Here is a 26,219-nt window from a genome sequence, read left to right on the forward strand (position 1 = left end):
TAAAATAAGCGTTAAGTGTTTCGTACTTCTTCCAAAAAAAATAACTTTGCTTTTTATTTTTAGATTATGAAGTACATCTTTCCAATTTTAATTGTTCTTTTTTCAGCGTGTGCTAATCAGTCCGCTGATGAAACAAAAAAAAATCATCAAAAAATAAAAGAATCAATTGAGATTTTAGGGAGTACACAAGGAACAACTTATGCAATTGTTGTGAACGATCCAATTGAAATTACAAAGGCGGAAGTCGATGCAATTTTTGCGAATTTTGACCGTGCGCTCAGCGGTTATATTGATAGTTCAGTTGTTACGCAACTAAACCAATCTGCAGCTGGAGATTTTTATTATCAAGACCCGTATAATTATTTTAACCGATGTTATCAATTAGCGCAAGAAGTTTATGCGAATACTAACGGAGACTTTGATCCGACTGTTTTTCCCTTGGTAGACGGATGGGGTTTTATGAAGAATGTTGACGTGGTTCCGGATAGCGCTCGTGTTCAAGAGTTGAGAGCATTATTGGGATTTCATCAAAATAAGCATTTTACTTTTTATACAGTTACGGATTCAAATGGGGTATCCTCTTCTTTAAATCATATCAATAAAAAAACACCTGGTGCCAAGCTCGATTTTAATGCAATTGCACAGGGTTTATCGGTTGATGTTATAGCGGAAGAGATTGAACGAAGAGGGGGAGAGAATTATTATGTTGAAATAGGAGGTGAAATTCGGGTAAAAGGAAGGAATTCGGACGATGTGCATTGGCGGATTGGAATTGATAAGCCAATCGATCATTCAAATGAGGAAACACGTGTCTTACAAGAGGTGGTGCAGTTGCAAGATGTCAGCATAGCAACTTCGGGGAATTATAGAAAATTCTACGAGAAAAACGGTGTTCGATATTCGCATACATTAGACCCAAAAACAGGTTATCCTGTAACACATAGTTTGTTAAGTGCAACTGTGGTAGCTGAAAATTGTGCCCTTGCTGATGCTATGGCAACCGCATTTATGGTTAAAGGAACGGAAAAAACCAAAGCGTTCTTAAAAAACCGACCAGAATTGAATTTAGAAGTATATTTAATCTATACTGATCAAGATGGTGCATATAAAACATACGCAACTCCTGGGTTCAATGAATTGTTAGATTAACATTAAGGCATGTCATTCAAAAAAATTAATAAAAATCTGCTTAAAAAAATGCGTAGCGTAGGAATAGAAGATCCTACGACGTTGCAAGCTGAGTTAATTCCAAAAATAAAAAGTGGGGCTCATGTATTTGGAATTGGAGGTGAAGGAGCAGGGAAAACAGAAACGATTATTATCAGTACCCTACAACGGATTCAAATGCGAGCTCAAGGCGATAATCCAACGGCGTTAATTTTTGTAAAAGATAAAGCCGCTGTTTTAGCTTTGGAGGAACGTTTCAAGCCTTATGTGGAATTTAGTGATGTGCGGGTAAGAACAGCGTATGAGGAAAGGATTATCAATCATCAAAAGGATGAAATTTATTTGGGAGCAGATATTGTTATTGCAACACCGAAGCGATTGAGTAAGTTATATTTTTTAAACGGAATAAATTTAATGGAGCTAAAAATGATTGTTGTTGAAGATGCAGAGTTTTTAGTGGGTACAGATCAGCATACAGATATTCATCGCATTACAGAATCAATAAAGGCACAGCATGTCGTTTTTGCGAGCGCTTGGACAGATCATTTGGAAAAGCTAAAAGATTTGTTTATGGCTAATGCTCAAATTGTTAAGGTAGATTAAGCACAGTTTTTACAAATTCCTTTTGCTTGTATTTCTACAGCATCAATTTGGTACCCTTTAAGGTTGATTTCCGGATAATCATCTATATCCAAACAGAATATTTCAGCACAACTATTACATCGAAAGTGAATATGTTGATGTTGATGTTCTTTGGCATTGCAGTTGTCGTGGCATAATGCAAGCTTTTTGATATTGCCAGGCATTGTGATTTCATGAATAATTCCCTTTTCTATGAATGTTTTAATCGTTCGATAAAGAGTTATCCGATCAAATTCGCCAAGTTCATTTTCTATTTGTTCTGTTGAAATCGCATTTTTATGTTGTTCAAAAATGGTTAAAACAGCTAGTCTAAAGTCTGTTACGCGGAGTTTTTTGGATCGGAGTAAGTTTTTCATAAAAATAATTGCAACAGTATTGCAAAAAGATAGTACATTTGCAACGGTATTGCAAATATATGAAATTATTCTTTCTAAATATAGCGTTTTTTTGCTCGTGGATTGGTTTTGGGCAAACAATAAATATTACCGTATTGAATGAGGAGAATCAAACAATACCGTTTGCTTCTTGTTACGTTCAAGAGTTTGATGCGATGTATATCGCTGATTCAACAGGGAGAGTGAAACTAAAAGATGTCCCACCTGCTAATTATCATTTCGATTTTAACGCATATGGTTTCGATAAAGGACATTTGGATATTCGGATAAAGAATGATACTAGCTTTCAGTTTGTCTTGTTTGAGAATCATCGTGAGCTGGATGAGTTGATCATAACACATACTGGCGAATTACAACGAGAAAATATCACCAACGTCGCTCATTTAAAAATTAATGAGGTTAATCAAATCGCAACCACAACAATTGGACAAGCTTTAACTCAAATTCCGGGAGTATACGAAACTGGAATTGGAACGGGTATTAGTAAACCTGTTATTCGCGGTTTGTCTGGTAGTAGAGTGGTAACTTACATTAATTCATTACGAATTGAAAATCAACAATGGGGAGGTGATCACGGTTTGCCAATTACATCTTTAGGCGTAGGAGGTGTAGAGGTTATTAAAGGGCCGGCTTCTCTTTTATTTGGTGCAGATGCCTTAGGTGGTGTGCTTTATTTTGTAGATGAACCTTATGCTAAATCGAATAGTACAGAGCTTAGTTTTAAATCACAGTTTGAATCAAATACTTTGGGTACTGTAAATGAACTAGGTTATAAGATTAATAAGAATAAAATAAGATTGAATGCCTTTTTTGGATATGACAACCATGCCGATTATCAGCTGAGTAATGGTAAATATGTGCAAAACTCAAGGTTTCATCAGTACTCCGGTAAGCTTGCGCTTGGCTATAACACGGAGAAGTGGTTGGTAAATGTCCGGTATAATTTTTACAGAGGTCTGTTGGGGTTACCCGGACATACGCATGATAGTATCATTAATCCGGAAAGTTTTCAACGTGACGAGCAAAGTAGGGCGCATACCATCCCACAACAAGTAGCAACAAATCATTTTTTATCGGTAGAAAATAAGTTCTTTTTTGAAAAAGGTGAGTTAGTGGTTGGATTAGGAAATACAAACAATCATTTGGAAGAATTTGAAGAAAAAATTTTTACCCCAGCAATAAATATTAACTTAAATAATACCTTGCTTAATGCCAAGTTGAAGTATCAATTGTCTAAAAGAACAAAACTTGTAGTTGGTACTCAAGAAATGCTCCAGTTCAATAAAAATGCTCCCGGGGCTGAAGAGTTGATTATTCCAGATGCTCAAACATTAGATTATGGTGCTTTTGCTTTGTTGATGTCATCCATAAAAAAGTGGAAAATTCAGGGTGGAGCGAGGATTGATAATCGGACAATTGAAACAAGAGGCTCGGAGTTTTACAATTCGTATACCGGTTATAATTTTGCTTTTGGATTGGCCCGTATTCGACCAAAATCAACCACACGCTTTAATGTTTCATCAGGATTCAGAGCGCCAACTAGTGCTGAATTACTTTCGGATGGAGTTCATCATGGTGCTTTTCGATATGAACGTGGAAATCAAGGGCTAAAAACAGAGAAAGGATTACAAGTTGACTTGAGTTATGCAGTGCATTTTTCAGATTTAGAATTGATTATCAACCCTTTTTATCATCGTGTATACGATTATATTTATCTCCAAAAATCATCAGATTTGGTTGGAAGTTATCAAGTTTTCGACTATGTGCAAACGGATTTTGCTCAACTCTATGGAGTTGATTTTGGATTCCATTATCATCCTCATCGTGCACATTGGATGCATATTGAAACGAATTTTTCAACCATCTTCGCCGAAGATGAGTTTAAAAACGCACTTCCATTAATTCCACAAAGTAGAATTAACAATCAAATTCGTGCAGATTTAAAAGCGCCGCGTTTCTTCAAAAAATTGAACTTGATTGTTCAGTACAATTATTCATTCCTCCAAGATCGTGTTGGCATACTAGAAACACCTACGAACGATTATCATTTGGTGAATTTTGGGGCGAATGCGAAGTTGAAAGGAGAAAATCCAATAATAATTGGGATTGGTGTCAATAATTTACTCAATCAAGAATATACTAATCATTTGTCAGGCCTAAAGAATATTGGACTGGCAAATCCAGGGAGAAATGTTTATCTCTCCTTTAAATATCAGTTTGCTAAACCTTTAAAATCAAAATAAAATGAGAAAAGTTAGATTAACAATTGGAATTGCTGCAGTAGCCTTAGCTGGATTAACAACATCATGTAAAAAATGTCACGAATGTCATTATGATGGTCCTGATGGAGAAGTAGAATTAGGAGAAAAATGTGGAGACGATTTAGAAGCATTGGAAGATAATGGTTATACAGTAGACGGAACAAACTATACTGTTCACTGTCACGAACATTAATGGTGCAGGGTGTGCGCTTAAATTGATCAGTCAAAGAAAAATGAAATAAAACCTTTAAATTAATAGAGGTAGAATTAAATTTTTCTTAAATTTGCCCTCCGCAATTGGAAACTTCCAATTGAAGAAAACTTTGTCTCGCCAGAGATAAAAGCCCGAGTGGCGGAACTGGTAGACGCGCACGACTCAAACTCGTGTTCCATTGGAGTGCCGGTTCGATTCCGGCCTCGGGTACAAAGCCAGCTTTTAGCTGGCTTTTTTAGTATTTGGGATTTTGAGAGGGTTTTGTTGTTTTTGAGGGTTTGTTTTTTAGTCTTGGAAAGTGATGGTTAATTGGTTGGTTAACTGTCTCGTATAAATGTTGTAGCGGTTTTTTCTCCATTTTCTTTCGGCTAATTTACTACTTTCAATTTATACAAGAATTTTGAATTTAAGACTTTAACCGCTATTACATTTATACCATGTTAGCAAACGTTTCTTCTTTAACCTAAAGCCTCAATCTCGTCCAACATTTTTTGAACTTTATTCTCCGAATTTCTTTTTACAAATGGTCTGAAAATAAAAAACATAACCAATGTGAAAAGCGTAATCCCCGAATAGGTTAGAATCAAATGGAATTGATTATCTCTGACTTCCTGATAAATGAAAAATCCATAGCCTACTGCTAAAAAAAGCACAGAAACAATTAAATGCCAATTCATTTTTGACCCTTTTTGTTTTGACTTAATTATTAAGTTTTCCAGAAAGTCTCGATTGGATTTTAGTTCATCTTGAGTAAGATTTCTAAGTGTTCTGAATTTCAAAGCTATTCCAGACAAAAAACCTATGGCGATTAATATTTCTCCAAAAGTGGTAGTCCAAAGTAATGGCTTATAAAAAATGACAATTAAAGGAAGGATAACACCACAAGCAATAAAAAAAATGGTATTTAGAAAAGCATTTCTTTTTTTCTTAGCCTGGAAGTTTTTTATAACTGTTTGTATTTGTCCAGTATCGAGAGTATTCAATTTTCTATTGGAATTCCACAGTTCTTTTATGTTTTCAAAATCATCCATTTTAGTTGAATTTTTTAGTAAGTTTTGCTTTAATTCTATGAAATTTTACTCGAACATTGATATGTGAAATTCCTATTATTTCTGCAATATTTTCTTGAGGAACACCTTCGAGTGATAATGTGATTATTAACTTCTCCAATTCCGGAAGTTCAGAAATGTATTGATGTAACTTAGATAATTTTTCTTCTTGTTCAAAATTCGATTCTACATATTTTAAATTTATTGGAAGTTCAGTTTTGGTGTGCGACTTTTCTTTTTGAATTTGGCGCAGACATTTATTAGTTGCAATTTTGTATATCCAAGTTCCAACAGATGAACGTTTTTCAAATTTTGGAAGATACTCCCAAACTGATATGAAGGTTTCTTGGGTAATATCCTTAGCCAAGTCTTCGTCATTGAAATAGCCTAAACAAATTCGAAAAATTTTTGAAGAATAGGTACTATATATTTCGTCAAAGTTCACTTGTATAATTGTAATATTCCTTGAACATAAATACTGAAAATTAGGATTTTTTTAGATGAAGTCTGTCTTTTCTTATCAAAAGTAATCCAAGTATTTCAAATCCTACACCTATTCCTATCAATAATCCTTTTGCTAAATCTGAGATATGCCAAGAACTCAAATGTTCAATAATATTGGGAAGTATTACCATTAAAAGTCCAATTGAAATTAGTGGAAACCATTTTGATTTTTTTTTTGTATACATTTTTTAGAATTTTTATACCCTTTAGATACACAACGAAGTCAAATGTTACAGATAGATGTGATTTTTTTGCTTTCGGTTTCCAAATGTTTGCTCACAAGTGTATAAATAAACCTTTTTTAATATTAATTATTTAAAACCGTCTATACTCTTGAGAATAGTGGTGGTTGTAAGTCTTAGTGGTTTAAAGCTAGTTATTTTTATGAATTTCTTTAGGTGCAAAGTTGTTTTCTCTTTGTTATCGGAGTGAGGTTATGACTTAAAAAGTACGCTTTATCTCGGTATATGGTAGTATATATGTAACGTGATTATACCACCAGTATTAGTAAATAAACGCCACTAAACAAGATCCAAGTTTGTTTATTTTTTCCTCATGAATAGATAAGTGGATACAAAAAAATGAATAGAAATTTTTGTCTAAATAAAATTCATTAAAACACTAAAATGGGTGATTTTCTTAACCTAACTTAAGCAACAAAAAGCCGAAAATTTTGTCCAAATTCCTCAATTAATTTGAGGTCATCAGTGATGGAAAAGTTCGATAAATGTTGCGTTTCGGGTACATTAAAAGACTAGCCATTTTGGTTGGGCTTTTTTTGTAGGGATAAGGGAGGTGAAGTTGAGGTTGTTTGCGTATAGCGGTTAGGCTATCTGACGTGTCTTGAAGGGCATACACTACGCCCAAGTTAACTTCCGTTTTTTATTAACTTTTCTTTTTCAATTAGTATCAATATTCCTCCTAGAAAAAAACCGCTTATTAGTCCACCAAAATGAGCAGCATTGTCTACGCCACCTAATAGTCCGAACAACAGACTAACTCCTGCATAAAGTCCTAAGAGCATCCAAGTCATTCCACGCATATGTGCCGGATAAATTTTGAAAACAGTAAAAGCTAAAATCAATCCATAAAGGCCAAATATTGCACCTGAAGCACCTACACTTATTGTATTCTCGTGCCAATAAATACTTGCCATACTGGCTAGAATACCACAAACTATGAAACTTATTACTAGTTGAATTCTTCCGATAATTCCCTCAAGCATGCTAGCTCCTAATCCCAAACCGAACAAATTCATAAAAAGGTGTAATAATCCACTGTGAATAAATATTGAAGTGAAAAGTCTCCAATATTCTCCATTCATTACTTCAAATCGCCTGTTTCCTCCAATTTCCAACAGCTCTTTAGGTGTTGGTGAGACAATATTCAGTCCTGCGAAAATCATTATTACGAAAACAGAAATATTTAAAAGTAATAGGATTGCAGTAGCTTTATTAGGTCCTCTTGGATCTAAAAATTTCAGCATATCTTTAAGGTCGTCTTCTTTTAATGGCTTATCCTTTTTAAAATCTCTTAGTTCTTTTTCGTCAATTTTTGGAATAAGTATCATCAATAACAAAATAAAAGCTCCTATCCCAAATGAACCAAATATCCAAGGAAAGGTATTCCCAAGCCTTTCCTCAAAAACGTCAAATTTAGGAACAAGAATGATTTGTTCAGATTCGTTGATAGCAGGATTCTTTTCTTTGATTGCTTCTATAAAACCGTCTCTATCGTCCGAATAACCAAGTTTTTCAAAGTATTTCGCATTTTGGAAATCATAAGTGTGAAATTCTCTTTCAGATTTTTGAAGAAAATTTCTGTATTCTTTATCTTTTTTATTGTCACTAATTCGATTGCTCAAATTCTTAGTGTATTCAACTCCGTACCAAACATTATCGGAATTTTCAAAAGGACAGGCGAGATATAGATAGAAGTTTAAATTGTCATTGTTTTTACCTGAGGTCCTGGCTGTAATATATGAAAGGCTGGTATTTTTGGAAACTTGAAATGAACTGATGTCAAAGTACTTTTCATTTTTTTCATTTTTAGCTTCATATGGACTGGAGATTGATACGAGATCAAATGAGGCTTTTTCGAGATAATTCTGGCTTACAATTATTGGAGCTGCCATTGCTACTACCATCGCAAATTGATAGCCGAAATATCCGTTATCTCTTTTCCCCCTTATATTTAGTACTCTGATTCTTCTTCTAAGCCAAATTAATATTGGAACCCATGGAAGAACAAAAGGAATCCAAAAATTAAGCAAGTCTTCTTTTAATGGAAGAACTCCGAGTTTAATGTCAAAAGTCCACCTGAATAGGTTGTAAAAAAGAATAGTCCCAATTGAGACTACTAAAAATGGTAGGTATACTTCCTTTAGTTTTATTCCAATATTGTTCAAAGTTCGATTTGTTTTTTTAATGAGAGTTGATGTTTTGGCTAAGCTGCGTTTTAATGCTCTTTATTTTTTTGTTGGGGTTAGTTCTTTATTAAATTAATAATCAGCTTAGTTATTAGCTCTCTTTGTTCTGGTAAGCTTTGAGCAACGGCAAGTGCTAATGCGACAAGAGTGTTATCATTAATCTTCCTTTTTCCTTTTCGATTTTTGTGATAATTATTCTGCTCAAGAAACCACACAAACACGAATGATCCAATTCTTTTATTTCCGTCACTAAAGGCGTGTCCTTTTATTATTGAGTAAAGTAACTGAGCTGCCTGTTCTTCAATTGTTGGATAAGCGAGTTGTCCAAAAACTGTTTGGGAAATGCTTCCTAATATTCCCTCAAATGAATTGTCTTTTTCATTTCCGAAGATTTCGGATGCTTCTCCTTTTTGAATCAATGACTTTTTAAGTTCTTGGATAGCTTTCTTTACATCATCGTAGTTTATAGTGTAAATGACATCTTCATTTAGTCCTTCCATTGACAATTCTTCAGTGTCATATTTATTTAGAAGTTCAAACGATTTTGAATAGTGTCCTATTATAGAAAGGAAGCCAGCGGTTATTTGTTTTTGATTTTGAAAAGCAGTTTCATTTAAATAATCTATCTGTAATTCAAGTTCTTTAATTTTGTCAGCACTTGATTGAAGCAGGTTTTTATTTATGGTGTACCCTTTAATTAAGTATTCTTTCAATTTAGCTGTCGCCCATATTCTAAATTCCGTTGCTAGAGGAGATTTTACTCTATATCCAACAGATATTATTACATCTAGATTATAATGAACTACTTCTCTTTGTACTTCTCTACCTCCTTCTAATCGAACTTGTGCAATTTTTGCACTAGTTGCTGCTTCATCAAGTTCTCCTTCTTTATAAGCATTTTTTATATGTCGATTAATAACGGTTCTATCTCTTCCAAAAATATCTGCAATTTGAAGTTCAGTCGCCCAAAGAGTGTCAGAATCTTTGTCTAGAATAACTTGGTATTCAGTAACACCTTGAGCAGGCTTAAACGCAACAAATGCTCCATTCTCATCTATATTATTAGTTTCTTTACTCATTTTGTGTTTTCAAATTAACCCCAACGCTCCACTAAAACTACTAAACTTTATTTCCTTTTAAAGAGATAAAGTTCAGAAATAACCACAAACTCTCATTTATTTATAGTCAGGCATTCAGGACATAGGATGTCGAGTTATTTATGAATTAATAGTAGCAAAAGGAAGGCGTAAAAAGAAAGCGTTAATGGCCGTTTGCAACAAACTTTTAAAGCAAGTTTTTGCTATTGTTATATTTGGTAAATATGACGAAACTTATAGAAGTGTGCAGGTAAAATTTACTTGCTTTTTAGCACAGTTCTTTGTTAGGCAGTAGTTTTTATTTATTCAAATTTCTTTAATTCGTATGTGTTTAACTCCTTTTCTGGGTAGTCACCCAATTTATTCCATATTTCTACACAATCAATTAATCCATCAGTTAAGTGTACCGTTGTATCAGCAAGTACATTTAAATCCGAATTAATGAGTTCAAAATTCTCAATTTGATGATTATACTTTCCAAATAATTCGTCCAATTGAGAGTCAGATAGTCTATACTTTTTGTTGCCCTTTCGTTTTTTATTTTGTGAGTTTATAACTGTTTACTAGTACAGAAGCAGATATGTGTAAAATTCGTTCTAATTCCCTTATCATTTCTACCGTTAGTCTTTTCTTTTTATTCAAAACTTCGGATACTCTACTTTTTCCACCAATGATTCCAATTAAATCTTTCTGTTTCAAGTTCATTTCTTCCATTCTAATTTTAATTGCTTCAATGGGATCCGGCGATTCAATGGTGTAGTATTTATTTTCGTAATTTTCAATAAGTAATGACAAAATTTCAGCTTCATCTCCTTCTTTTGAATCAGGAGAAGCATCAAATATCAGTTCGAGTCTTTCCAGAGCTTTATCGTAGTCTTTTTCCGTTTTTATTGGTCTAATTTCCATAATTCACTAATTTATATTGCATTTGCATCAATTTTGTCGTATTCAGCGTGGGTCCCTATAAAGCTAATAAATGCCCATTGTCTTTCGTAGTTAAATTTAACAATAAGTCGATATGAATTCCCTTTTATATTGAACACAACTCTACTTTCTTTTAAAATACTAGCATTAATATATGTTTCTTTAACTTCGTTAGGTGAATTCCAATTAGAATTTTTTGCGGTCTCGTACCAAGTCTTAAGATATTGTTCAGAGTCTGCGTGTTTTTCCCAAAATTCCCGCAAGGTTTTCTTCGCTATTATTCGTTTCATAATTATTGCCTAATACAAAGATATAGATTAGTTCTCTAATTACGAACTTTTACGCCTTGTTTTTTCAATGAAGCCCAACGCCTTGACTAAAATAAGGAAACGGTTTGGTTAGGCAAGGTCTTTATTTTAGTCTTTGTTGTGTGCAGTTATTATTTATATTCTTTATGAGCACCAGTAATAATAGCAACTTTGTTGGTTAGGTTCCAGGCTTCATTTAATTCTAGTTCAACTTGCTCAAAATATGCATCGTCAAGAGTCTTTTCTTTTGGATTTCCTTCAAAGTAGGACAAGCGCACCTCTCTTCCATCTGTAGCTAACTCTCCATGAGCAAAGGCATTTCTGTAAGACATTGTTTTTCTCAGAAGTTGATCATAGTCGGACTTTGTTTGTCCTGTCAAAATACCATCCTTATTTATTATGTGGGTTATCAGTTTACGTTTAGCTGCAAAAGTACACCAATCAGACCTGAGAATCACGTCCTCAAATTCTTGGGTTGAATCTTTGTTAACGTCATGATCTTTGAAAAAATGATGAGAAATGATTCTCTCTAAAACTCGCTCAATATCAAAAGCCGCGTCAATAATTTTTGCTTTGTTTTGTTCAATTGGTGTCATTAATTCGTCCAATAGTGAAGGAGTGATTTTTTCAGTTGGACCGTTAAATGCTGATATCTTGACGCCCTTAGGGATTTTAATTATTTTCATTTTGCTTGAATTGCACACAACTTTTGACTAAAAATAATAAACTTTATTTCCTTTTAAAGAGATAAAATTCAGAAATAACTACAAACTCCCATTTATTTATAGTCAGGCACTCAGGTTAAAGCAGGTCGATTTATTTCTGAATTAATAGTAGCAAAAGGAAGGCGTAAAAAGAAATTGTTAATGGCCGTTTGCAACCTGTTTCAAAAGTAATTTAATTGAAAAATGAATTGTTTTTTAGCACAGTTCTTTGTTAGGCAACAGTTATATATTTCTTTTTCCAAAAAATGTAAGAAGTTATTATCAACAACAAAGCCAATGGTGGAGAGATATAGTCAGGAACTGGAGCATTTAATTCTGCTAAAAACGCCAATAAGAGGAGAAAGGAAAAACCACTATATGCCCATTCTTTCAAAACTTGTGATTTATTTGACCAAATGGCTATTAGCCCTAAAGTGTTCGCAGTCTTTAAGGGAAATATCAAATAAATTGGAAACCCTATCTCTGAAAACCTTTTTGCAAATTCAGGATTGAATATACTATTTCCGATAGTTGCCAACATCATCAGTGTAAGCAAACTGGTGAAATGAAGTAAATGATTTTTTTAGTCCTTGACTTCATTTCTGTTAATTCAAGGTTTCTAAAAGCTTTTCTAATCTATCCAAAGCTGAACCCCAACCGTTATAGAATCCCATTTCTTCTTGTTGTTTACAATATTCAGGCGTTGCGTGAATAACACTAAAAGTAAACTTGGTTTTATCTCCATCTGCTTCAAAGTAGGTTTGTAGTTCTACGTTTTCGGTCATAGGTTTAAAGTCCGCAGAGGTAATTATTTTCTTAAATTCTTCAATTTCTTTATATGTACCTTCCGATATAAATTCATTTCCGTCAGGCATTGGCATTGAATATTTCCATAATCCACCAACTCTAAAATCGTGTTGAATTATTTTAATATTCATTCCATTTGGAGCCCACCATTTTAAAATGTGATCGGATTGTGTCCAAGCATCCCAAACCAATTGTACAGGTGCATTAAGTGTTTTCTCTATTGTTAGAGTTCTGTTTGCTAAATCACTCATTTTTTATCGTTTTTAGTTTGTATTTGATAAATGTAATTTTCAAAGGAATCTATTCTGTCTTCCCATAATTTGTGGTATTGTTTTATCCACAAAAAAGCAGGTATTAGTTTTTGTGGTTGTATTAAACATAAACGCTCTCTACCGATTTGGTTAAAATCGATTATTCCGCATTCGTTTAAAATTTTTAAATGTTTAGAAATTGCAGGTCTACTGATTTCAAACTTTTCTGCAACTTCATTTACACTTAAAGTTTCAGTAGCAAGTAATTCAATAATTTCTCGTCTAATTGGGTCTGCTATTGCTTGAAAAACATCTCTTCTCATTATATGTGTAACTATTCGGTTACAAATATAAGAGTAACCGTTCGGTTACGCAAATTATTTTATCACAAAATGATTTCTGTACCGAATTTTAGCGGTGTTTTTTTGTTGTTGCTAACGTTTGACTAAAGTTAGCAATTTATTGCGGTGCTAAGTGGGCGGGAAATCCGGATAATGGGAGCAAGGGTCGGCTGCTCGGATATGGACACAATATGGGCGGTCTTTGTGCGCGGATGCGGGCGGCAGTTAACTTTAGTTACTGTGTTAGCTACAGTTTTTCTAATCTTTACTGACTTGAATCCCGTCTTTAAAGACTCTTGTCAAATAGATGACTCCTTCTTCGGTATAATAAAATAATGTACCGTTTCCGTTTGAGAGTGTACCGTGATCTAATTCTTTCCCATTCTTATCATACAAGTGGTTCACTTCTTTTAAGAGCCCATTTTCATATTCACGCTCAACCCAAAGTTGACCGGATGGGTAATAGTATTGAAATATATTGTCAAGTTTCCCGAGAATGTAAAAACATTTTTCTTTAATGTTTCCATTCTCATACCAATGAACAGATTTTCCATTGAGTTCTCCGTCTAAGTAGCTATTCTCAAATTTTTTATTACCGCTCTTATAGTATCCAATTGACGACCCACAAATAATACCGTTACAGAAATTATAAACATGTTTTATCTCTCCAGTTTCATAATAGATTTTAGTCTCGCCTTCACCTTTACCATGTCTATAATGAATTACTTGGTAAATGTTTCCGCTTGAGTAAAATGAAGTTAATTTTCCATTTACTTCTCCTTTTATTTCTTTGCTCTCAGCGGCTTTTTTTCCATTTGGAAAATAATAAATCATTTTTCCATCTCTAATATTTTCTGAATAGTTTGCAGTTAACGAAAGAAATTTTTTTCTTGTTTCATTCTCAATTAAATAAAGATTCCATTTACCGGTTCTTTTTCCAGCTTTATAGTTCCCTTCTCCGTAAGTTAAAAGGTTTTCAACATAATAATTAACTATACCTTCTTCCTCTTTATAATAATAGAATCGATCAAACAAAAATTCTTTCCAATGCCCTTCTTTCAGACCATTTTTGGTTTCCCCTTTTCCTCTTGGGTCAAAATATTTTGATGCTTCTTCATTTTTAACATAAATACCCATTATACTGTCGTTTATATAAGTTTGACAAAAAATGGTATTTAGATAAAGAACGGAAATTACCAAGAGTAATACTTTCATATTATTTGATTCTAATCGATATTGTAGCTAACGGTTGAATAAAATTAGGCATTTATGCCGAACCGCGCTAGCGGTGAATTTTATTTTTGTGTTGTAGCCTGTTTTATTTTTTCATTTATAATTTCGCTAATTTCATCTGCTCTATCTACAATCATAAAATGTTCGCCACCTTCAACTATGATTGTGTTTTTGCCTTTAGGAGCGAGCAACTTATCCTTTGAACCGCCTATTTTAATCAAATTTGGTAATCTTATTTGATTTTGCCAATTGATTAGCTCTCTTGTTGCCCATTTCGCAAAATTCAAATCCGTATCATCTAAAATGGAATTCAACAACTCCTTTTTATCTGTTCCAAATAGAAAATGAGCTATTGCTTTAGGAGGATTAAACAATCTTTCAGGTATCAACTCAATTAGTTTCGATTTCCCAGCAATTTTGATTACTCCACTTAAATCATCTCTTGTTTCTGCCGAAGAGATAAGAACTGACACCTCTGGGCTTAATAATTTACTAATTTCAACTGTTATTAGTCCTCCAAAACTGACTCCCAAAATTCCGAAGTTTTCATCTTGGTCTATTTCATATTCGTTAATTAAACGATTTGCATATTCAACTATGGATTCTTTACTTTTAGGTGCAATCCAAATTATGGGAACTAATTCATGTTCAAGAGACAAATACTTAAACACCCTTTCGTCTGCTCCTAGTCCGCTAATTGCATATATTTTCATTTTGTATACATATTGACACGTTCTATAAGTGTTTTTAATACTAAATTATTAGATGCACTTTTGTCAACAAATAACTCTACATCACCAATCATTTCATTTAAATGTAAATTAATTTCAGCCCCTTCAAAATCAAAAACCCAATAATATGATTCTAAATCATTCAGTTTTTGCCTGAATTTAATTTTAAGTTGTGTTTCAATAATTTGAGCTACTTTCTTAAACTCCTTTGAATATCCACTCGGTGAAATTACAAAATTATAGATTCTTTCTTTCTCTTCAATCTTCATTTCTATGGGCTACAACTTTTGTCTAAAAATAATAAACTTTATTTCCTTTTAAAGAGATAAAGTTCAGAAATAACCACAAACTCCCATTTATTTATAGTCAGGCATTCAGGACAAAGGATGTCGAGTTATTTATGAATGAGTAATATCAAAAAGAAAGCGTTAATGGTCGTTTGCAATAAACTTTTAAAGCAAGTTATTGTTATACTTGGTAAATATGATCACACCTCTAACAGGATGCAACCTGTTTCAAAAGAAATTTAAAAAAAATTAATTGTTTTTTAGCACAGTTCTTTGTGAGGTGATATTTTCTTTAAGTAGAGCATATACTTTTGCCAATTGATTATCTTCAATAATCTCTTTTTCGTATTTGAAATTGAGCTTTTCAAGAACGTTAATTGAACCTTTATTGTCTGGGAGAACCATTGCAATTATTTTTTCTAATCCAAGTTTGTTAAATCCAAGATTCACGCATGCCTTTCCAGATTCGGTAGCAATTCCTTTTCCCCAATATTCTTTCATAAACCTATATCCGAGATCCACTTCGTCCATATCATCAAGATATTTTAGTCCCGTAAATCCAATAAATTTATTTTCTCCTTTTAATTCAACAGCAAGCCGTCCAAATCCGTATTTTTCGTAATCTCCAAATACATTTTCGACAATCCTTCGTTCAATTTCTTTTTTAGATACAATTCCACCGTCTCCCGTGTATTTACTAACTTCTGCATCTAAATTCATGATATAGGATGACGCTATGTCTTCCATTTTAAATGGACGGATTAATAACCTTTCAGTTTCAATAAATAAATTCGGATTTGTCATTAGTATGTGTTTTTAATTACACGCAACGCCAGGCTGTCTAATAAGTAAAATTAAGTCCTTGAGAATTGGCTATTTCAAAATTTTCCAAGGTACCTGTCCAACTATCAAATGGTCAAAATTAGGTTATTAGACAGCCTGACGCTCCACTAAAACTAATAAACTTTATTTCTTTAAAAAGATTTAAAAACACAATCTAATAATTCAACCGTTGAATTTCCCTCAATTAGTATGGCCTTTCCCTCATTTTAGGTTGCTCACTTTAGGTTGTTCTCATAATTTTGGAAAATGTTCAAGTCTCCGTGTTTTATCTTTGCATCGTTGTTTATTTTGTTGGGTGAGGTTTCTTTTGCGCAATTTTGGAAAAAGCCGAATGAAGATGCCTTTAAGGCTCCAATAGTCCATGTTTATCCTTATAAAAATGGAGTGCAATTAATTGAAATTGATTATATCCAAACCTGGGATTCTTACACTTCTTATTTAGATGCTTTGCATCCAAGAGGATCGAGCTATAAAGTTGATATCGCTGCACCGCGTATGAATGCCTATGTTTTTAGAAATGAACAAAAACAAGTTTTTAAAGCCTATAACACTCATGAAAACTTAGATTCGCTGACTAAGCGATTTTACGATTTTAGTGTTGATTCTGTGTCCAACAATCAACAAGTGTTCGCTTCTTTTCCTGGTTTTTATAGGGGGGCATCTTTTAATAAAAAAGAGCAGACTCAGTCTCATTTTTTAATCTATAACATTAATGAAGTTTTTGATTTAGAACCTTATACTTCTGTCGAGGTTGCGTCCAATAAAGTTGGAATAATTGATGATTTGGGCAATGAACTAGTTCCACCAACTTATGCGTTTATTGAATTGTTTGAGCATGGTTTTTTGGCGAGAAATGAATCCAGTTTTGGGTTACTGAATTTTCAGTTGGATACTTTGTTGCCTTTTGGTTTTACACATTATCGATTTCTCCCTGAAAAAGAGGAGGTTTTATTGTTCGAGAATGACAGGGTAACAAATGTTTATCGCCGGTCCACCAATGCGGTTTTTGAGGTTGAGTTCTCGGATATTTTACCGCTTAGTGAAGGGCATCATTCCAACCGAACAGCAAATAAGTTAAGGTTGGCTCATCTGAATTATGCGTATCAAATAATTGACACAACTTATGCGCCAATCAATGAAGAAGTATATGAATTCGTAGAGGGACATCCGCAATTCAATTTAATTCGCGTAGTTAAAAATAAGCTATGGGGTTTAATTAATAAGAAAGGAGAAGAGGTTATTCCATGTAGTTATGATGATGTTTGGATAGTTAATCAAGATTCAAGCATCGTAAAATTGGAAGAGAAATATCACTGGTTGAATCATGAAGGAGAAGTTTTGGGACTTTGTGATCAACTGCCATTTCAAATCAAACAACGCCTCCATTATAATGTATTTCAACGGGGAGCATATTTCGGTATAAATAATGGACCGTTAATTTATACGCATGTAAGAAAGATCAATGATTCCTTATACATCGTTCAGAGAAATAATGAAAAATTTGGCATTGTGAATGAAAAAGGACAATTGCTAAGTGATTCTTATTACAATTCAATACATCCAATTAATGAGAACAGGAGTTTTGTCACCATGAATCGCACGTATATTCAAAAAGATGGATATTTCTATTCACAATCTTACTTCTATCAAGAGCGCCATGGAGCAATTTTAAATGATTTTGCACAAACCATTCCTTGTGTTTATCAGCAAATTGATGCTGTTCCTCACAACGGACTGATATTATTTAAAATCAACGATCGTTACGGGTATATGGATACCACAGGAAGAACCGTTATTCCCAACCAATTTAAAAAAGCATTTTCATTTAATAACGGACTAGCTTTAGTAGGAAACGACAGCCTTTATGGTTTAATTGGTACTGACGGCCAGGTCGTCATTGATATTGGATATCAGTCTTTAGGTTATTTAAAATACGGTATGATTATGGCGAAAAAAGAAGGTAAGTTTGGGGTGATCGATTGTGATGAGGACATTTTAGTACCGTTTAAATATGAAGGTCTAATGGTGCTTTCTGAAGACTATTTGAAAGTGCAACAAGACGGTAAGTGGGGGATGATTAATTCAAAATCAAAGGTTAAGATTCCTTTTGATTATGAATGGATTTCGGAGATAATTTGGGACAAATATGTACAAGTCAAACAAAATGGAAAGATTGGTGTTCAAACCCTCGCTGGTAAGGAGGTTTTTCCCTGTAAATTTGATCGAATAGTTTCTTGGAGTGCTAACCCAAATATGAATAACTATCAGATAAGGGTGGTCGATAATAAAGGAACTTATTGGTTGGATTTCCCAAGGTAGCTCATGATAGGCGCGAAATAAAAACACCGACACTTGATCCCGCCTTGGAAATGACTATGGATACTGGCTTGATGTTGGATGATGCAGATATTCAGGACCTTGTAAACTTTCTAAAAACATTGACTGATGAACGATACTTGAATAATGTTGAATATCAGCAATTGAACTATTAAGCCCCATAACTTGTCACGAACAAGAAATAAAACCTTATTTTAGGCGTTAATCAAACGATTCAAAACGAGATTAATGGATTTATTTTCATGTGTAAACCTAATTAAAGCATACGGAAACGGTGGATTTAGACTAGGAGAGGTATCAATCAACCTAGCGGCCGGAAAAATTACGGGTGTAGTAGGAGAAAATGGGAACGGTAAAACGACACTGCTTCGAATCATTGCAGGCGAATTATCACACGATCGAGGGGACCTTTTTTATTTTAATGGAAAACCTGCAGATACACTATCTTGGGAACAGATACGCTCTCGTATTGCCTATATTCCTCAACGAATTCCAAAATGGCATGGGTTTCTTCGAGATAACCTTGTTTTTCAAGCTAGTATTCGTGGAATTCACGGAGAAGATGCCGACCGATTAATTGATGATTTACTTCAAAAACTGGGTCTAGAAGAATACGCGGATTTAAAATGGAAAGAAATTTCAACCGGTTACCGTCTACGTTTTCAATTGGCGCGAATGTTAATTGGTAGTCCTGAATTATTAGTGTTGGATGAACCAATCGCCAATTTAGATATCAATGCACAAAATAAATTTTTATCGGATTTAAGGGAAATTGTTTCCGAACCTAATCGAAAAGTAAGTGTAATCCTTAGCTCGCAACAGCTCCATGAAATTGAAAATGTCTCCGATTCAGTTGTCTTTCTGAAAAAGGGAGCCATGGTTTACGCCGGAGAAGTCGATAAAATTGGAGAGACAAGAACTTTTAATGAATTCGAAATTCAAGTTAATTTATCGCAAGGAGTATTAGAGGAGTTGATTGGAGAAAAGGGTGTTTTAAAACAAGTGGGAAAGACAGCCCATGTCAAAGTACCGCTCTCCGTTTCTGCACAAGAGTTCTTAATGCAAGTACTCCAAAAGAACGGTAAAATAGCATACTTCAGAGATATTAGTTCGTCTACTCGTAGATTATTTAATGATTAAAACCTGACACGTGAATCTTTTAAAAAAAATTGATAATTACTTATTGCATTACTTTCCTTCAATTTGGGTGACACGGGTGCATTATTTTTTTCCGTTAGGATTAGTTTTTATTGCTTTGGTCCTTCTTTTAAACCTAGCAGTAGGATGGAATCCGGCTACAGATGAAGTGCCGTCTTCAGAATTATTAATCGTTAGTTTAATTATACCTGTACTCATTTATTTGGTCTATTGGTTTGTTTTTCAGGCACGATATAATGTTGCAAAAGCTGGAGGAAAAATGAACCTTGGGTTGGAATACTTGAACTATTTTTTATACGCTTTAGTTTTTTTTACTGCCCTTGCAGTGGTATTGATTGTTCCTTATTCGAATGATTTAAAAGTGAAATTTTCAACAAGTGCAGAAGAAGTTTTAGTTGATATCCAAAACTTGAATAAAGGTGAGGCTCTGATCGGAGGAACATATTTGGAGGTATTACCGAATGGAGATTTTAAATATGATGAAGTTGATTTTATTGATAATTGGGGTGCTAGTGCAGGCTATTATGGTGGAGGAACAGAACAAATTATTGGACGAGCTGAAGCAAAAAGAAGAATTGAGAATTATATCAAGTCTTACAACAAATATACAGATCATAAAATTTCCATATCAAGTAATGAAGTCATTCAGAATAAGTTAAATAATTTAGATGGGATTGGGTCTGATTATTATAATGAAGATTGGGGCATCAAAAAGAAGGTGCGTTTATTGAGGGACTTGCATTTTAATGGGAGAAGTAATATATGGAGTGATTTTGACTTTTGGATGATTTGGATCGTTGTTATCGGATGGTTGTCTTTAGTCGTTTGGATTTTTAAGCAAATGAAAACCCGGCAATTTGTCTTTGGTTTAATTAGTGTTTGTTTGACACCACTTGTGGCAGGAATTGTTACTTTTTTGATCTTTTCAATACTTCGTCGATCAAATGATAGTGCAGCTCAACTTGGGTTAATTATAGTTTTTTTAGCTTACCTCCTAGTTGCAGCCATTGTACTGCGAGGATTTTCCGAACGCAAATTAAATTTATCAGCCTATGTTATGACGATGTATCTTAATTTTTGGTTACCCATTTTACCACTGTTCATTTATGCTTTCATTTGGTCGAACAGAAATTATACTTGGTGGTATAAATATCAAGAAAGGCGTATTTTAGGTCTGAAAGAAGAAGAATTTGTCTATTGGACCTGTGTTGTACTCGGTGTGTTGAGTGTTGCAGTATTCAAACCAATTTATGCAAAATTTAGAAGTTTGCCCGCGCAGAAATAATCACGGCTCTATGAGTTCATGGCGCATCATAATATGAGTGATTATTGGGGGGAATAAGAGAGCAATTTTAAATGCAACAGGCGTATTGCTTGGAAAATTTCCGTAAGCATCCCAGCGATCATAATCTTCTGAAAAACTTGTTCTAATATCTAAATGTCCATCATCAAAGTTGGCATCCCAGTCATCCCAGTTTTCACTGTAAGAAGTGCGTACTGTTGCATTCCAGTCACTGTTTAAGTCATCGATTCTCCAGTTCTCCCAATCTTCATTAAAAGAGGTTCTAATTCTCAGTGAAAACTCATCGTTTTTTAAAGTCCAATGGTCCCAGTCTTCTGAAAAGTTGGTCTCAATTCTCGCTTCAAATTCGTCTCCGCTTACTTCCCAACTATCCCAATCATTTGTAAATCGTGTTTCAAGCTCATACGACAAATCGTCTATCTCAAATTCCCAATCATCCCAGTCTTCTGTAAAAGTGGTACTAAGTTTAATGTCTTCTGTAGTAATATCGGTATTAGGCTGAACGGGTTCAAGTTCACAATTCCACAATAATAAGGGTATAAATAGCAAGGTCATCAGGTATGATTTAAAAACTTTCACAATCCTAATTGAACAAAAATAATGCCTAAACAAAAACTCACCGGTCTTTTATAACAGTGAGTTTTATTTTGCATAAGAAATGCTTCGGGCTTAGGCTTTTTCACTTGCAATCATTATTTTACCTTCGAAAAGTGTATAATAAGCAGTTCCAATTTTGATGGTTTTATTGGTTTTGATATCCTGACAATTAATGTCCTGTTCTATGGTATGAATACTGCCTTTTGTATCGTATGCCAATTGGATATAATGCCTGTTTATTGTTCGATTTAATGCGCCGCATAAAACTATTCGAACCGGAACATTGAGTTGTTTAACCAAAGATAAATCTCTCGGTGTGGCAAAGTTGTCTGCAACTAATACAATTGCGTCACAATCCTTAAAATTAGATTGTACTGATAACATGGCTTCAACATTGTTTTCTTCTACATCTCCACCTCCGCCAGCGAGCATTGCTTTTTTTAAAGTGCTAAAAACAGAATCAAATATTGTATTGTTTACAGAATAAATCCCTCCAACCTCTCCAATCACTTTCGCGAAATCTGGTGTGGTGTCGCCATCGTTAAAAAAGGTGAATGAATCAATTTTATTTTGCTGTTGATTGTGTTTTAACCAAGCCAAAGTTTTTGCAATATAGGGAGACATACTTCCTGTGACATCCATCACTACATGCGTGTTTTGCCAATTGGTATTACGCTCATAAATAGTTTGTACAAGTTCATAGTCTCCTGCGTTAAACCAATCGTCAAGAACAGCTGTTTTGGCAGTTGTGGCTTCGGCATAGTCGCAATCCTTCACTTCTGTTAAATAGGTGCCTTGGTACAAATACAAATCAGGTACTTTACTCGTCGATACGTTTATTTGATGTCCCGCATACCTCGGAAGTTGCCTGATCTTTTCAACGAATTTTACTATCGTTGCGGTATCTGATAAATCTTTGAACTTTGTAACCTCATAACATGAACCAACTGCCAAATCAAATTCAGATGGAATGGCAGATATACTGGTTTTGACAGTTTTTTTTGAAGCGGTAGAGGAACCCGAATCAATACGGTGATTTCTGGAAGATGAAATCAGGTTTCCTTCAACTACTGAATCAATAAAGGCAATTTCTTTCGCTATTGTTTCGACAGTCGGTTTTGGTCGATAGTACACCACAAATCCATGAAACAAATTCTTGGCGTGAAATGCTGTTTTAGCGATAGTTTGGCCATAATCAGTCCATTGGATGTTTTTTTCAGTAACAAATGGGAAACGGTTTTTAAATTTTGCTACACGAGAATTGTTTAGTTTAAGTTGATCAAATGTAGGGTTGAGTGCGTAGGTAGTATATACCAAATCAATGCGTTCAACAATTCTATCCTCTAATGAATCGGGTAGTGCTTCAAGTGGATCGTCTAAATTAAAATTGACAGGGATTTTACACGAACAAACGCCTGGATTGGAATTTTCGATTTGGTAGGTGTCAACAAGTTTCACAGGACGCTGTTGAGTGAAACCGATGAGTTGAGTTAGAACGAAAATTGAGGAAAATAATAATTTCATAACACGTTTATTAAGAAATATCCTTTCTTCAAAAAAGTAACCTTATAGATCCATCTAATTTTATTTTTTTATCTAATCAGAAGTGCAAAATCCTATTAATTATAAACCTATTATCTCTTTTTTACGTAAAGTTTTTAACCTTGGAATTGGCATTATTGTTTAATTTCGTGACTCAAGTTTTAAAGAATTATGAAGTTACTTTTCGCATTAATAGGAATAGTTGTTTTATTTCACAATGGATTTGCACAAAATTTATACGATGCCGAACAGCTTACGGAAATAAGGTTGGAATTTGAAGTAGACGATTGGGATGATTCTTTAGATTTATACTATGCAAATGATGAAGGAGAGCGTTTAGTTGCAATCTGTTATATCAACGGGGATTTTTATAATCAAGTAGGGGTGCGCTTTAGAGGTGGCGACTCGTACGACCCGGACGGGTTGAAGAATGGTTTGAATATCTCTTTAGATTACATTACAGATCAAGAGTGCCAAGGGTATACAACCTTAAAACTATCGAATAATAAAAAAGATCCTTCTTATGTTCGAGAAGTGCTTGGGTACGAAATTGCTCGAAAATACATGGATGCCCCTTTGGCGGGGTTTACACAAGTCTTCATCAATGACAATTATTATGGTTTGTTTTCAAATGTTGAAGTTGTAAATGATGCTTACCATCAACGACGTTTGTATTGTGATCGTGATAATATTCGCTTTAAATGCAATCCGCCAAGTGACATTTCTTCGGGTGCTACTTTGGCTTATTTGGGTGAAGATTCTATAACTTATTATGATCATTATGAGTTGGAATCCCAAGAAGGTTGGGGTGATTTAGTGGACTTTATCTTTACGTTGAATTTTGACATAAGTGAATTGCCAGAACATCTTGATATTGATCGAACTTTATGGATGTTGGCTTTTAATAATGTTGTTGTAAACCTATCTTCATACACTGGATTCTCACAAGAAAATTACTATCTCTTAAAAGATAATAACAATCGATTTCTACCAATAATTTGGGATTTAGATGAGACTTTTGGAGGGAATAGGAAAATTACCGATGTACCGGCAACATTAGAAGAGTTAATAGAAATGGATCTGTTTCTTAGGGTTTCGGACGGAACACATCCATTAATTTTGCGTTTATTGTCGCATGCTTCATATCGTAAAAAATATATAGCGCACGCTAAAACAATTCTGGAAGAAAATTTTTTAAATGACTGGTATTTGGATCGTGCCCTAGCGCTCCAAACAATCATCAATGAATCTGTTTTGAATGAGTCTGACCCCTTTTTTTCTGAAAGCGATTTTTCTGAAAATATTAACCACACGATTTTCCATCCTGATGGAGATATTGTTGGACTTACGGAATTAATGGAAGGAAGAATTACTTATTTAACAAGTTTGCCTGAATGGTCGTTTGATGCCCCAATAATTTCAACGGTGAATACCCTACCAGCTCAACCATTAGCCTATAGTTCGGTAATTATAAACGCCGTCATCACTGATGCAAGTTCAGTGACGTTAAAATACCGTAGTGATTATCAAGATCAATTTAGCGAAATACAAATGTTTGATGACGGTCTTCATGATGATGGTGCAGCTGGTGATTTTGTTTACGGTGCTTCAATTGAAACAACGGCTAAAGATATTCAGTTTTATATTTATGCTGAAAATGAAAACGCGGGTAAGTTTTCTCCAGTTCGTGCAGCGCATGAGTTTTATCATATTGCACTTGCCGGTGAAGTTGTAATTAATGAAATCATGCCGCAAAACGATTTGTCGGTTGTAGATGAAGAAGGGAAATTTGAGGATTGGGTTGAGTTGTATAATCGCACCAATGAAAATAAAGATATTGGAGGCTATTACCTGTCAGATAGTCCTAGTGAAAACCCGCTGAAATGGAGAATTCCAGAGGGCACAATTATTCCTGCAAATGAATATCTTACAGTTTGGATGGATGAAGATACTTTAGATGAAGGGCTACATGCTAATTTCAAACTTTCTGCAAATGGAGAGTCGATTTCATTTTCCAGTCCTGAAGGGTATGAATTAAGTCGTGTGAAATATCCAGAAATGCCGTCGTCAACTACTTATGGAAGATACCCTAATGGTACAGGCCCCTTTATTCGAATGTTTCCTACTTTTGGTGCAGAGAATCGTTTTAGTCCCCTTTCCGTTAGAAGTAAAGGAACTGAACATCTTGAAGTCAAGCTTTATCCAAATCCAGCAACCACTCAGTTCACCCTTGAACTAACTGATGAAAATTGGGAAGATTATCTTGTTTTCAATGTACACGGGGCAATTATTGCGCAAGGATCTTTCTCTAAGCAAAAAACTATAGATGTTTCAGATTGGAAGGCAGGTCTTTACGTTGTTTATTTGCTTAATCGTGGCAGTTACCAAAAGTTGGTTGTGCATTAATAGTCTGTCATTCATTGTTTTACGTTTTATTATTTTGTTAAATTGAGAAAACTTAAAACATGATTTATGAAATTGTATTTTCTTTTTTCTAGTTTAATGTTAATTGCTTGTAAGCAAAATCAATCCAATTATAGCTATAGTGGAGTTGACCCTTTAATGCAACTGAGTCTTACAGCCAACCTATCATTCGAAGACAATAAAAAATCAAATGGCTCATTGAACAATTATTGTGAAACTAATTTTCAAGCTTATTTATATGATCCAGGCGAGGAGTATACAAACATAAGAGTTTCGCCAAATGGTAAAATTCTCAAGGCATTGCCGTGGAACGACGGCGAGGCGGAATATATGATTCATATAGTCGCTTCAGACGGGGACTGGTTTAAAATTGAAAGCCCTATTATTGGCATAGATGAGGATTTCAATATCAAAGGGCATTTTGCATGGGTGCATTCATCAGTGATTGCTTTTGACACGCGGAATTATGGTGGGCAAGAAATTTCGTTGTACACAGATCCGAACGACAACGGTCGAATAGAAAATTCGTTCAATAAAGAACTGGGCGGTTTAAGACCGTTAAAAGGGTGTGGTGATTGGGTTTTTATTAATACCGAAATTGATGGATTAACATACCGGGGTTGGATTAAAACTAAATGGATATGTGGTAATCCACTTACCAATTGTTCATAG

29 protein-coding genes, 1 tRNA gene and 1 pseudogene are annotated in these 26,219 nt (G+C 34.3%); 12 read left to right on the forward strand and 19 right to left on the reverse strand.

All coding sequences use genetic code 11. The features are described from left to right. Positions 1-66: 66 nt before the first annotated feature. Both A8143_RS05020 and A8143_RS05025 read left to right on the forward strand, forming a co-directional pair. Positions 67-1,149 carry an FAD:protein FMN transferase gene (locus A8143_RS05020; protein WP_070137710.1) on the forward strand — a complete coding sequence of 361 codons (1,083 nt, stop codon included), beginning with the start codon at positions 67-69 and terminating at the stop codon, positions 1,147-1,149. Between the two features lie 9 nt (positions 1,150-1,158). Continuing rightward, positions 1,159-1,770: a DEAD/DEAH box helicase gene (locus tag A8143_RS05025; protein ID WP_070137712.1), complete on the forward strand. Its 612-nt coding sequence runs from the start codon at positions 1,159-1,161 to the stop codon at positions 1,768-1,770. Here A8143_RS05025 and A8143_RS05030 read toward each other — a convergent pair. Next, positions 1,767-2,165, reverse strand: coding sequence for a Fur family transcriptional regulator (locus A8143_RS05030; protein ID WP_070137714.1), 399 nt, complete (start codon positions 2,163-2,165; stop codon positions 1,767-1,769). The two genes, A8143_RS05025 and A8143_RS05030, sit on opposite strands and share 4 nt — an antisense overlap. Before the next feature lie 59 nt (positions 2,166-2,224). On the opposite strand from A8143_RS05030, the gene A8143_RS05035 reads away from it, so the two are divergent. From A8143_RS05035 to A8143_RS05045, 3 genes are all read left to right on the forward strand, one after another. Further along, positions 2,225-4,447 (forward strand): TonB-dependent receptor plug domain-containing protein, encoded by a 2,223-nt coding sequence (locus A8143_RS05035; protein WP_070137716.1) that lies wholly within the window; start codon positions 2,225-2,227, stop codon positions 4,445-4,447. A gap of 1 nt (position 4,448) precedes the next feature. Then, positions 4,449-4,658, forward strand: a complete 210-nt coding sequence (locus A8143_RS05040; protein WP_070137718.1) for a hypothetical protein — start codon at positions 4,449-4,451, stop codon at positions 4,656-4,658. 150 nt (positions 4,659-4,808) lie between these two features. Beyond that, positions 4,809-4,889 (forward strand) — tRNA-Leu (locus A8143_RS05045). Between the two features lie 248 nt (positions 4,890-5,137). On the opposite strand, the gene A8143_RS05050 is transcribed toward A8143_RS05045, so the two are convergent. From A8143_RS05050 to rhuM, 5 genes are all read right to left on the reverse strand, one after another. Further along, positions 5,138-5,710, reverse strand: coding sequence for a hypothetical protein (locus tag A8143_RS05050; RefSeq protein WP_070137720.1), 573 nt, complete (start codon positions 5,708-5,710; stop codon positions 5,138-5,140). Between the two features lies 1 nt (position 5,711). Next, the gene (locus A8143_RS05055; protein ID WP_070137721.1) at positions 5,712-6,173 is read right to left on the reverse strand and encodes an RNA polymerase sigma factor; all 462 of its coding nucleotides are present in this window, start codon (positions 6,171-6,173) and stop codon (positions 5,712-5,714) included. Between the two features lie 40 nt (positions 6,174-6,213). Further along, on the reverse strand, positions 6,214-6,417 hold the full coding sequence (locus A8143_RS05060; protein ID WP_070137722.1) for a hypothetical protein: 204 nt from the start codon (positions 6,415-6,417) through the stop codon (positions 6,214-6,216). Between the two features lie 683 nt (positions 6,418-7,100). Next, positions 7,101-8,639 (reverse strand): rhomboid family intramembrane serine protease, encoded by a 1,539-nt coding sequence (locus tag A8143_RS05065; protein ID WP_070137723.1) that lies wholly within the window; start codon positions 8,637-8,639, stop codon positions 7,101-7,103. 77 nt (positions 8,640-8,716) lie between these two features. After that, positions 8,717-9,739, reverse strand: a complete 1,023-nt coding sequence (rhuM, locus tag A8143_RS05070) for a virulence protein RhuM/Fic/DOC family protein (protein ID WP_070137724.1) — start codon at positions 9,737-9,739, stop codon at positions 8,717-8,719. A 127-nt stretch (positions 9,740-9,866) separates the two neighbouring features. On the opposite strand from rhuM, the pseudogene A8143_RS17415 reads away from it, so the two are divergent. Further along, positions 9,867-10,052 (forward strand): annotated as a pseudogene (locus A8143_RS17415) (hypothetical protein); the annotation flags it as partial. 7 nt (positions 10,053-10,059) lie between these two features. On the opposite strand, the gene A8143_RS05075 reads toward A8143_RS17415, so the two are convergent. From A8143_RS05075 to A8143_RS05125, 11 genes are all read right to left on the reverse strand, one after another. Beyond that, positions 10,060-10,251 carry a hypothetical protein gene (locus A8143_RS05075; RefSeq protein WP_070137725.1) on the reverse strand — a complete coding sequence of 64 codons (192 nt, stop codon included), beginning with the start codon at positions 10,249-10,251 and terminating at the stop codon, positions 10,060-10,062. Positions 10,252-10,294: 43 nt separating this feature from the next. Beyond that, on the reverse strand, positions 10,295-10,663 hold the full coding sequence (locus A8143_RS05080) for a helix-turn-helix domain-containing protein (RefSeq protein ID WP_070137727.1): 369 nt from the start codon (positions 10,661-10,663) through the stop codon (positions 10,295-10,297). A gap of 11 nt (positions 10,664-10,674) precedes the next feature. After that, positions 10,675-10,971, reverse strand: a complete 297-nt coding sequence (locus A8143_RS05085) for a type II toxin-antitoxin system HigB family toxin (protein WP_070137728.1) — start codon at positions 10,969-10,971, stop codon at positions 10,675-10,677. A gap of 149 nt (positions 10,972-11,120) precedes the next feature. Further along, the gene (locus A8143_RS05090; protein ID WP_070137729.1) at positions 11,121-11,675 is read right to left on the reverse strand and encodes a hypothetical protein; all 555 of its coding nucleotides are present in this window, start codon (positions 11,673-11,675) and stop codon (positions 11,121-11,123) included. A gap of 250 nt (positions 11,676-11,925) precedes the next feature. After that, on the reverse strand, positions 11,926-12,237 hold the full coding sequence (locus tag A8143_RS05095; protein WP_083261227.1) for a DoxX family protein: 312 nt from the start codon (positions 12,235-12,237) through the stop codon (positions 11,926-11,928). 61 nt (positions 12,238-12,298) lie between these two features. Further along, positions 12,299-12,751: an SRPBCC domain-containing protein gene (locus A8143_RS05100; protein ID WP_070137730.1), complete on the reverse strand. Its 453-nt coding sequence runs from the start codon at positions 12,749-12,751 to the stop codon at positions 12,299-12,301. Then, a complete protein-coding gene (locus A8143_RS05105; protein WP_070137731.1) occupies positions 12,748-13,074 on the reverse strand; it encodes an ArsR/SmtB family transcription factor in 327 nt (108 codons plus the stop codon). The genes A8143_RS05100 and A8143_RS05105 overlap by 4 nt, the downstream gene beginning before the upstream one ends. A 276-nt stretch (positions 13,075-13,350) precedes the next feature. Continuing rightward, positions 13,351-14,307 carry a toxin-antitoxin system YwqK family antitoxin gene (locus A8143_RS05110; protein WP_139134269.1) on the reverse strand — a complete coding sequence of 319 codons (957 nt, stop codon included), beginning with the start codon at positions 14,305-14,307 and terminating at the stop codon, positions 13,351-13,353. Between the two features lie 80 nt (positions 14,308-14,387). Next, positions 14,388-15,038, reverse strand: a complete 651-nt coding sequence (locus A8143_RS05115; RefSeq protein ID WP_070137733.1) for an alpha/beta hydrolase — start codon at positions 15,036-15,038, stop codon at positions 14,388-14,390. After that, positions 15,035-15,325, reverse strand: coding sequence for a hypothetical protein (locus A8143_RS05120; protein ID WP_070137734.1), 291 nt, complete (start codon positions 15,323-15,325; stop codon positions 15,035-15,037). The genes A8143_RS05115 and A8143_RS05120 overlap by 4 nt, the downstream gene beginning before the upstream one ends. 267 nt (positions 15,326-15,592) lie before the next feature. Further along, positions 15,593-16,147 (reverse strand): GNAT family N-acetyltransferase, encoded by a 555-nt coding sequence (locus A8143_RS05125; RefSeq protein WP_070137735.1) that lies wholly within the window; start codon positions 16,145-16,147, stop codon positions 15,593-15,595. Between the two features lie 285 nt (positions 16,148-16,432). On the opposite strand from A8143_RS05125, the gene A8143_RS05130 reads away from it, so the two are divergent. From A8143_RS05130 to A8143_RS05140, 4 genes are all read left to right on the forward strand, one after another. After that, positions 16,433-18,505 (forward strand): WG repeat-containing protein, encoded by a 2,073-nt coding sequence (locus A8143_RS05130; RefSeq protein WP_083261228.1) that lies wholly within the window; start codon positions 16,433-16,435, stop codon positions 18,503-18,505. Further along, positions 18,484-18,678: a hypothetical protein gene (locus A8143_RS16850; RefSeq protein ID WP_139134270.1), complete on the forward strand. Its 195-nt coding sequence runs from the start codon at positions 18,484-18,486 to the stop codon at positions 18,676-18,678. Before A8143_RS05130 ends, A8143_RS16850 begins: the two co-directional genes overlap by 22 nt. Before the next feature lie 73 nt (positions 18,679-18,751). Next, entirely contained in the window at positions 18,752-19,663 is a 912-nt protein-coding gene (locus A8143_RS05135) for an ABC transporter ATP-binding protein (protein ID WP_070137737.1), read from the forward strand. A gap of 10 nt (positions 19,664-19,673) precedes the next feature. After that, positions 19,674-20,966 (forward strand): DUF1129 domain-containing protein, encoded by a 1,293-nt coding sequence (locus A8143_RS05140; protein ID WP_070137738.1) that lies wholly within the window; start codon positions 19,674-19,676, stop codon positions 20,964-20,966. Here the strand turns inward: A8143_RS05140 and A8143_RS05145 are convergent, their stop codons facing one another. After that, on the reverse strand, positions 20,967-21,539 hold the full coding sequence (locus A8143_RS05145) for a hypothetical protein (protein ID WP_070137739.1): 573 nt from the start codon (positions 21,537-21,539) through the stop codon (positions 20,967-20,969). It abuts the gene before it with no gap. 114 nt (positions 21,540-21,653) lie between these two features. Next, a complete protein-coding gene (locus tag A8143_RS05150) occupies positions 21,654-23,105 on the reverse strand; it encodes a hypothetical protein (protein WP_070137740.1) in 1,452 nt (483 codons plus the stop codon). A gap of 189 nt (positions 23,106-23,294) precedes the next feature. Between A8143_RS05150 and A8143_RS05155 the strand changes: the two genes are divergently transcribed. Both A8143_RS05155 and A8143_RS05160 read left to right on the forward strand, forming a co-directional pair. Further along, positions 23,295-25,529, forward strand: a complete 2,235-nt coding sequence (locus A8143_RS05155) for a CotH kinase family protein (protein WP_070137741.1) — start codon at positions 23,295-23,297, stop codon at positions 25,527-25,529. Between the two features lie 66 nt (positions 25,530-25,595). Then, the gene (locus A8143_RS05160; protein WP_070137742.1) at positions 25,596-26,219 is read left to right on the forward strand and encodes an SH3 domain-containing protein; all 624 of its coding nucleotides are present in this window, start codon (positions 25,596-25,598) and stop codon (positions 26,217-26,219) included.

It is taken from the genome of Crocinitomix algicola, assembly GCF_001661595.2.
GTDB lineage: Bacteria > Bacteroidota > Bacteroidia > Flavobacteriales_D > Crocinitomicaceae > Crocinitomix > Crocinitomix algicola.